Annotated in this window: 7 protein-coding genes and 1 pseudogene; 7 read left to right on the forward strand and 1 reads right to left on the reverse strand. The window is 43.1% G+C overall.

What is annotated here, in order from left to right:
* The 4 genes and pseudogenes from V7K25_RS25665 to V7K25_RS25680 form a co-directional block, all read left to right on the forward strand.
* Positions 1–771: pseudogene (locus V7K25_RS25665) on the forward strand (NAD(P)H-quinone oxidoreductase subunit F); the annotation flags it as partial.
* A 51-nt stretch (positions 772–822) separates the two neighbouring features.
* Positions 823–1,539, forward strand: a complete 717-nt coding sequence (locus V7K25_RS25670; protein ID WP_335161851.1) for a carbonic anhydrase — start codon at positions 823–825, stop codon at positions 1,537–1,539.
* A 117-nt stretch (positions 1,540–1,656) separates the two neighbouring features.
* A complete protein-coding gene (locus tag V7K25_RS25675) occupies positions 1,657–3,153 on the forward strand; it encodes an NADH-quinone oxidoreductase subunit M (RefSeq protein ID WP_335161853.1) in 1,497 nt (498 codons plus the stop codon).
* 166 nt (positions 3,154–3,319) lie between these two features.
* On the forward strand, positions 3,320–4,627 hold the full coding sequence (locus V7K25_RS25680) for a CO2 hydration protein (protein WP_335161854.1): 1,308 nt from the start codon (positions 3,320–3,322) through the stop codon (positions 4,625–4,627).
* Between the two features lie 216 nt (positions 4,628–4,843).
* Here the strand turns inward: V7K25_RS25680 and V7K25_RS25685 are convergent, their stop codons facing one another.
* A complete protein-coding gene (locus tag V7K25_RS25685) occupies positions 4,844–5,047 on the reverse strand; it encodes a hypothetical protein (protein WP_335161855.1) in 204 nt (67 codons plus the stop codon).
* A 292-nt stretch (positions 5,048–5,339) separates the two neighbouring features.
* Here V7K25_RS25685 and V7K25_RS25690 point away from each other — a divergent pair, with 292 nt between their 5' ends.
* From V7K25_RS25690 to V7K25_RS25700, 3 genes are all read left to right on the forward strand, one after another.
* Positions 5,340–5,549: a hypothetical protein gene (locus tag V7K25_RS25690; protein ID WP_335161857.1), complete on the forward strand. Its 210-nt coding sequence runs from the start codon at positions 5,340–5,342 to the stop codon at positions 5,547–5,549.
* A gap of 62 nt (positions 5,550–5,611) precedes the next feature.
* Positions 5,612–7,276, forward strand: a complete 1,665-nt coding sequence (locus V7K25_RS25695) for an FAD-dependent oxidoreductase (protein ID WP_335161859.1) — start codon at positions 5,612–5,614, stop codon at positions 7,274–7,276.
* A 31-nt stretch (positions 7,277–7,307) separates the two neighbouring features.
* The coding region (locus V7K25_RS25700; protein WP_335161861.1) for a Crp/Fnr family transcriptional regulator at positions 7,308–8,206 on the forward strand (899 nt) is incomplete at its 3' end.

Genomic DNA, 8,206 nt, shown 5'->3' on the forward strand with positions numbered 1-8,206 from the left:
GGATTGTGGACACGTCGCCCGATTTCAGCAATAGCCTTTATCGTCGGGACTTTGGGATTAATTGGTTTTCCACCCTTGGGTAGCTTTTGGGCGTTAGTGAAACTAGCAGATGGCTTGTGGGAAACACAACCTTGGTTAGTGGGAGTAGTGATAGCGGTAAATGCTTTAACAGCCGTCAGTTTAACCAGAGAATTCGGTTTAATTTTTGGCGGTAAACCTACACAAATGAGTCAGCGATCGCCTGAAGCCCACTGGCCGATGATTCTGCCAATGATGATTTTACTTGGTGTCAGTCTACATCTTCCTTTAGTGTTGCAAAGCTTATCACTTTTACCAGATTGGGCAACTCTTAATAAAGATGTCGCACTGCTTTTAATTTGGTCGAGTATTTTCGGTTGTAGTATCACTGGCGTGATTTATTTAGGCAATATTCCTAAACCGATTCGCCTCCCTTGGCAAGGTTTACAAGACTTAATCGCATACGACTTTTACACCCCCAAACTCTATAAAATGACCATAATTTTTGGAGTTGCAAAAATTTCCCAACTTGCCGATATGATTGACCGTTTTGTAGTTGATGGCATCGTTAATTTCGTTGGTTTATTTTCGCTATTAGGTGGCGAAGGTCTTAAATACAGCACCTCTGGTCAAACCCAGTTTTATGCCTTAACCGTTCTTTTAGGAGTAGGTGTTTTAGGAATGTGGGTAACTTGGTCATTTTGGAGAGTACAGTTTTTTAATTTGATTTTTCAAATTTCGACACTTGGGTAGCAGTAACTATCCTACTAAAAGTTAACAGTTTGATATTTTGAGAAGAATTCCATGAGCAGACAACATCCCCAAATTAATCTTTCCAGAAGAAGTTTATTCAAGTTTGGTGCAGGTGCGATCGGTACAGGTGTATTGACAGCCGGGCTTGGATCAAACTTACTAGCAGCCGAAAAAAAAGCCCCAGTAGAAGATGATATTACCCCTGACAAGGCATTGCAAGAATTATTAGAAGGTAATGAAAGATTTGTCAAAGCAAAACGTCGTAATCCCCACCAAACCCATTCGCGCTTAGTCGAAGTTGCTAAAGGTCAAAAGCCCTTTGCTTCTGTTCTAGGCTGTGCAGATTCACGAGTGCCTTCAGAGATTGTTTTTGACCAAGGACTTGGAGATTTATTTGTCTGCCGTGTCGCTGGAAATATAGCTACGTCAGAAGAAATTGGTAGCCTAGAATTTGGCAGCTTAATATTAGGCTCCAAAGTCATAATGGTAGTAGGGCATAAAAGATGTGGTGCGGTAAGCGCCGCTCTCAAAGGTGGTGAAGTCCCAGGACAAATTGGAAGTTTACTTGAGGCAATTAAACCGAGTGTAGAAAGCTCAAAAGGACAAGCAGGAGATAAGATAGAAAATGCTTGTAAAGCAAATATTTTGACACAAGTTAAAAAATTAAAATCGTCATCGGTTTTATCTAAGTTAATAGATGAAGAAAAACTAAAAATAGCAGGTGCTTATTACGATTTAGATACTGGCAAAATCAGTATATTAGCCTAGCTTTTTGCCCTTAATTTCCGTTTCCAGGTATAACCTGGAAATTCTCTTCATTGGGCTGCTACCGCGAACTCAGAGACATTTATAACAATTACCAATTTTCTAAAATCACCAATTCCCATGTTAAGTGTTTTGATTTGGCTGCCAATTTTCGCTGCTATTGTTATAGCAATATTACCTGGAAGTTTCCCTAAGCATCGTATTCGTTTAACAGCATTAATTTTTTCGGGAATAGTTCTTTTCTGGAACCTGTTTATCCTAATAAAATTTGATATCAGTAATCCAGGAATGCAATTTAAAGAGTATTTACCCTGGAATGAAACCCTTGGCTTGAGCTATCAATTAGGTGTTGATGGGCTTTCTATATTGATGTTGGTGTTAAATAGCCTGCTCACCTGGATTTCTATTTACAGTAGTAGTAAAGAAACTGAACGTCCCCGGCTGTTTTACTCCATGATTTTATTAGTTAGTGGAGGAGTTGCAGGCGCTTTTCTAGCAGAGAATTTACTACTATTCTTCCTATTTTACGAACTAGAACTAATCCCCTTTTACTTACTAATTTCGATTTGGGGAGGGGAAAAACGGGGTTATGCTGGGATTAAATTCCTGATTTATACTGCTGTTTCAGGAGCATTAATTCTGGCAACATTCTTGGGTATGGTATGGCTGAGTGGTTCTACCAATTTTGCTTTTGATGCAGTCTCAACAGAAAATCTCTCAACAGCAAAACAAATCCTTTTACTAGCAGGGATAGTATTAGGTTTTGGCATTAAAATTCCTTTAGTTCCCTTCCATACTTGGCTACCGGATGCTTATGTTGAAGCTTCAGCACCAATTGCAATTCTTCTCGGTGGCGTGTTAGCAAAGTTGGGAACTTATGGATTGTTGCGATTTGGGTTGGGTATGTTTCCCCATGCTTGGAGTATTATTGCACCGACTTTGGCAATTTGGGGAGCAATCAGCGCTATTTATGGAGCAGTAATTGCGATCGCTCAAAAAGATATCAAGCGCATGGTAGCATACAGTTCCGTCGGTCACATGGGCTATATCTTGCTAGCTGGTGCTGCTAGTACTCCCTTGGCACTTGTGGGTGCAGTCGCTCAAATGTTTAGCCACGGTATCATCCTGGCGATTCTCTTCCATTTGGTGGGAGTTGTAGAAGCCAAAGTTGGCACCCGTGAGTTAGATAAACTTAATGGTTTGATGAGTCCCATACGCGGTTTACCCCTAATTAGTGCCTTACTAGTTTTAAGTGGGATGGCTAGTGCAGGTATTCCTGGTTTAACAGGATTCATCGCCGAATTTATCGTCTTTCAAGGTAGTTTCTCTATCTTTCCCATTCCGACAATTTTGTGTGTAGTAGCTAGTGGATTAACCGCAGTTTATTTTGTCATCCTCCTCAACCGCACTTGTTTTGGCAGACTCGATAACTTCGCCTACTATCCTAAAGTTCTTTGGTCTGAGAAAATACCAGCTTTAATTTTGGCAGCTTTTATCATCTTTTTGGGAGTACAACCCACTTGGTTAGTGCGTTGGAGTGAATCCACAACTACAACAATGGTTGCTGCGATTCCCCCTTTAGAAAAAACCGTAATCTCTGAAGTCGCGTTGAAATAGAAAATACATCAAAACCCTTGTAGAGACGGCGATTTATCGCGTCTCAAAAACTATCCCCCAGATGCGTAAATCGCGCCTCAAAAACTATCCCCCAGACGCGTAAATCGCGCCTCAAAATCTATACCCCCAGACGCGATTTATCGCGTCTCTACCAATTACGATTACCATGACAGCAATTAAAACAGCGATTAAATTACCTCCTTCCAAACACGAATTTGCTGAAGTAATTCACCGCTTAGAAGCAGGCGGTGCAATGTTACCCGATACTCCAGAAAATTTGATGCAAATCATCGGTTTATATAAAGCTTATGCTGTGCCAATGGATTTTTACTGGCGCGACCTACTTTATATTGCCGAACACGAATTTTTAAACCCGCTTCCCTTCTTTAAATACTTCTTACCCAAAGAATATTTAGAACTGCATAATCATTACGCTGGCGATGATGCCGATTTGCGAATTTGGCGTGGCGAAGCTACTGCACATCCAGAACTTTTGGCATTTATCGAAAAGGGTGAAACCTTCAAAATGCCGAAATTGTTCCATCACTTGTTCCACGATCGCATTAACATGGAATTTGCAGAAGCTTGTATGCGGGCGATGTTGTGGCACAGAGGAATGGGTGGACAATTTGACCCTTACCTAGATTCAGACGAATACAAAGCCAACGCTGACAGGGCAATTAAAGCTTACTTCCAAGGAAACCCTGTAATGCTGGGACTTTACAAGCTGTTCCCAGATATGTTTTTGGAACAGTGCCGCCAGATGTCATACTACGCTAATCTGGGCTTATTCTGGGAAGTCATGGCCCCAGTGTTCTTTGAAATGTCCGATCGCTATGACGAAGGTACCATTAGCAGCGTCCCAGAGGCGATGAGCTTTTTAGTTAATGGTATATTTGCGATCGCAGGCCGTCCCATTTACCATCACGTTTATATTCGTGGTGAATGCTACGAAATAGTGCCTAAATCCAAGGGTTTTATGTGGCTATATGAAGCAGCATTACCTTATGTAGAAGCTGTTTTCTACCGCACCGCACCCTTCCGGGGGACAAAATCTTATAATGCTCAAGCGCGTCAAGTACCGGAAGACCAAAAAGACTTTCACTATGGTATTCTTTACGCTGATGTATTCCCAGTGGGTACTGCTGGCATTCCTCCCACATTATTAATGCAAGACATGTTGCATTTTTTGCCCCCATATCTTGTTGATTACTACAGCCAACATTGCCGGGGCGAAGAAGATATGTTGATTCAGTTAGGAGTTAGTTTTCAACGGTCAATGTACTGTGTAACTTCTGCGGTAATTCAAGCCTTGCGAACTGCTCTTTTATATCCATTAGATGACCCAAATCCCAAGCATTTACAAGCAAATCGAGATTTTTTTGAGATGCAGCTAAATCGCTTTACTCGAACCGACTACAATATTCGTGATGCTGCTCGTTTGGGGAGTATTCAAAAGCAAGATTATAGATAAGAGATACACCTAAGAGGATGTTTGAAAAGGGTCGCCTTGAGCCTCAAGTGCGACTCAGGGATGCAAACTAAAATCCCAAAATTGAATAATTTAATTTCTGGAAATCCCTAAAATAAATCTAACTTTTCATGGTATCTGGAAAATCTCATACCGTTTATTTGTGAAGCTGCATATATTTACCCCCCGGCTACGCCGTCCCCCCTTGTGAAGGGGGGACTAATTATGTTCATCTTCATAGAGAATTGGTATCACTTCTATTGCTCTCTTCCTTTGAGGAGAGAGATTTAGAGAGAGGTTTTCCAGATACCGTGAAAAGTCAGATATGTTAACGGGTTTACCAGAGCGATCGCTCGTACACAGTATGATCTTAAAAGCCGCACTCACAATCCCAATGCACCCTTGAGGTGTAGTCTCGGTCAAATTCAGCGTTAAAATCTAAAATAGATTTATGATTTTTATGAGACGCATATTTGAAGTTATTTAGGTCTACTAGCAAAAGATTCTCAAGTTTATAGGACTTACGCAAGAGTTACGGAATAACGAACCACAGAGGCGCAGAGGGCACGGAGAAATAAGAGTTTGAGAGATATTTTGCGTAAGTCCTAGTTTATTCTGGAACATAATGAATGGTGAATCACTTTTAGGTGATTCGTGCAATGCTGGTATTGAAGGTTATTTCAAAGCCAAAGAAAGTACAAGGAGATGCAAAAATATGGCTGAACATCTATTTCATGACCAACTGAGTTTAGAGGAACAAACTGAAAAACTCGGAAAACAAGCAGTAAGCTTGGGTTTGATTCCCAGTTTTGTGGTGCATTACTTTCCCGATACCTGGAAATTTTATATACCTAATGAAAGTCAATCAGAATCGCTGACACCAGAAGAGGCATACTTTCGTTTAAAACAAATAGTTAAACAGTAAATATTTGACAACAAATTTTTGCACATCAGACTAGGCACTGCAATTATTCAGTAACAGTAGTTATGGCGAAACCTGCAATTTTAACCGTCGATGATGATCCAGAAGTGTTACAAGCGGTGTCAAGAGACTTGCGGCATCAGTATGGCGATCGCTTCCGCATTGTCCGGGCAGATTCCGGTATTGCTGCTCTGGACATGGTGCAGCAACTAAAATTGCGGAATGAAGCAGTTGCTCTATTTTTGGTCGATCAAAGAATGCCCCAAATGGGAGGTGTGGAGTTCCTTGAACAGGCGAAAGGTGTCTTTCCTGATGCGAAACGTGCTTTGCTAACAGCTTATGCAGATACCGATGCAGCCATTAAGTCAATTAATAGTGCCAAACTTGATTACTACTTACTTAAGCCGTGGAATCCCCCAGAAGAGCGACTATATCCGGTTTTGGATGATTTGTTAGATGACTGGCTAGCTGGATTTCGCCCACCCTTTGAAGGTATTCGAGTCATTGGTGATCGCTGGTCGCCTTTTTCCCATCAGGTGAAAGACTTTTTAGCACGTAACCAGATTCCATACAACTGGTTAGATATTGAACTGGAGCCAGATGCAGCAAAATTAGTAGAATACGCACAAGCTGATGGCAGACAACAATTGCCCCTGGTGCTGTTTCCCGATGGTTCCCGATTAATCCAACCATCTAATTTAGAGATTGCTGCCAAAATTGGATTGCAAACCAAGGCAGAGCGGCCTTTCTATGATTTAGCGATCGTGGGTGGTGGGCCTGCCGGACTAGCAGCAGCCGTCTATGGCGCTTCCGAAGGATTAAGTACAGTCTTAATTGAGCGTGAGGCTCCGGGCGGACAAGCAGGCACGAGTTCACGCATTGAGAACTATCTAGGGTTTCCTGTTGGCTTGAGCGGCAGCGATTTGGCCAGGCGGGGAGTCACCCAGGCGCGGCGATTTGGGGTAGAAATTCTCACTCCTCAAGTAGTCACCGGAGTTAAGCTGCAAGATCCTTACCGGGTTCTGCAATTAGCGGATGGCAGCGAGATTAGTTGCCATGCACTTTTAGTTGCAACGGGTGTTTCCTACCGTTGGCTAAATGTTCCAGGAGCCGAGAAGCTTACAGGGGCAGGAATTTATTACGGTGCTGCCATGACTGAAGCGATCGCCTGTAGCAATGAAGAGGTTTACTTGGTAGGTGGGGCCAATTCTGCTGGACAGGCAGCAATGCACTTTTCTAAATATGCCAGCAAAGTGATCGTGTTGGTGCGGGGTGAATCACTATCATTGAGTATGTCGCAATACTTGATTGACCAAATTGCAGCTACTGCAAATATCAAAGTTTGCACAGGTTGCAGCGTCGTGGAAGTGAAGGGAGATGAACATCTAGAAGAAATAGTGATTGCCCATGCCAAGACTGGACAAACTGAAACCGTGCCAGCGCGATCGCTTTTTATCTTCATCGGTGCTAGCCCCAAAACTGATTGGCTTGATGGCGTTATTCGGCGCGATACTCAGGGGTTTATCATCACAGGCCCCGACTTGATGCATAATGGCAAATCTCCTCCAGGTTGGCCTTTAGAACGCTCTCCTTTCTTATTAGAATCCAACGTTCCTGGCATATTTGCAGCCGGAGATGTACGCTTTGGGTCAATTAAGCGGGTGGCATCCGGTGTGGGAGAAGGTTCGATTGCTATTCAATTCGTTCACCGCTACCTGAGCAATGTTTAGCTGAAGTGGGAAAAACTAAGGAGGTTGATTGATGTTGTGTATTGAGAAATTGATCAACTTAGACCCGTTTCAACAGCTTTCTAAAGAGCAGTTGGAGTGGGTTTGCGATCGCGCTCAAACAGTTGAACTCCGTGCCTCAGAAGTGTTGGCCCATGAGGGAGACCCTGGACGCGGTTTATTTATCCTGGTCAAAGGTAAAATAAACCTGACTCGCCGCAGTCAAGGAGTTGAAATTCCCATCGGGCAACATGAAGCGCCATCCTTTTTTGGTGAAATTCCAGTCCTCACAGATGAACCTGTACCTGTGACAATGCGAGCATTGACCGATTGCAACCTCTATGAAGTTAAGCCAGAGGACTTCCGTAAACTACTGCATGAATGTCGTGATTTTGAGCGGATGGTCTTTCGGATTATGGAACGTCGGCTGCGGGGGCTAGAGTCCTTTATTCGTGGGCGGGAAAAAATGGCGGCTTTAGGGACACTTGCTGCCGGTTTGGCTCATGAACTTAACAACCCAGCTTCAGCACTGGTTCGGACTTTAGGGGAAATGCCAGCCGCTATCCTAGAGCTACAACGAATGAATTTAGTCTATGGGCAACGCAATGTTGAAGAAGCGCATACTCAAAACTGGTTGAGAGTCCGGGATCAGGGCTATGATGCGATTTTAAATAATCGTCTAGATCCGGTGACATTAAGCGATCGCGAAACAGTGTTGCTGGAATGGTTAGAAGATTATGGCGTGAAGCAGGCATGGAAATTAGCAGAACCTTTAGCGGAAGGTGGGATTGAGGTCGAAACCTTAGATCATCTTATGGAACGTTGGCGCAATGACGACACTGAATTGCGAGAGATGGGATTGCACTGGCTATCGCTCTCGTTTGAAGTCATATCAATGATTAAACATGGTTTGCGAGGAGCCGAGAGGATTTC

The organism is Nostoc sp. (assembly GCF_036919495.1).
Lineage (GTDB): Bacteria > Cyanobacteriota > Cyanobacteriia > Cyanobacteriales > Nostocaceae > Nostoc.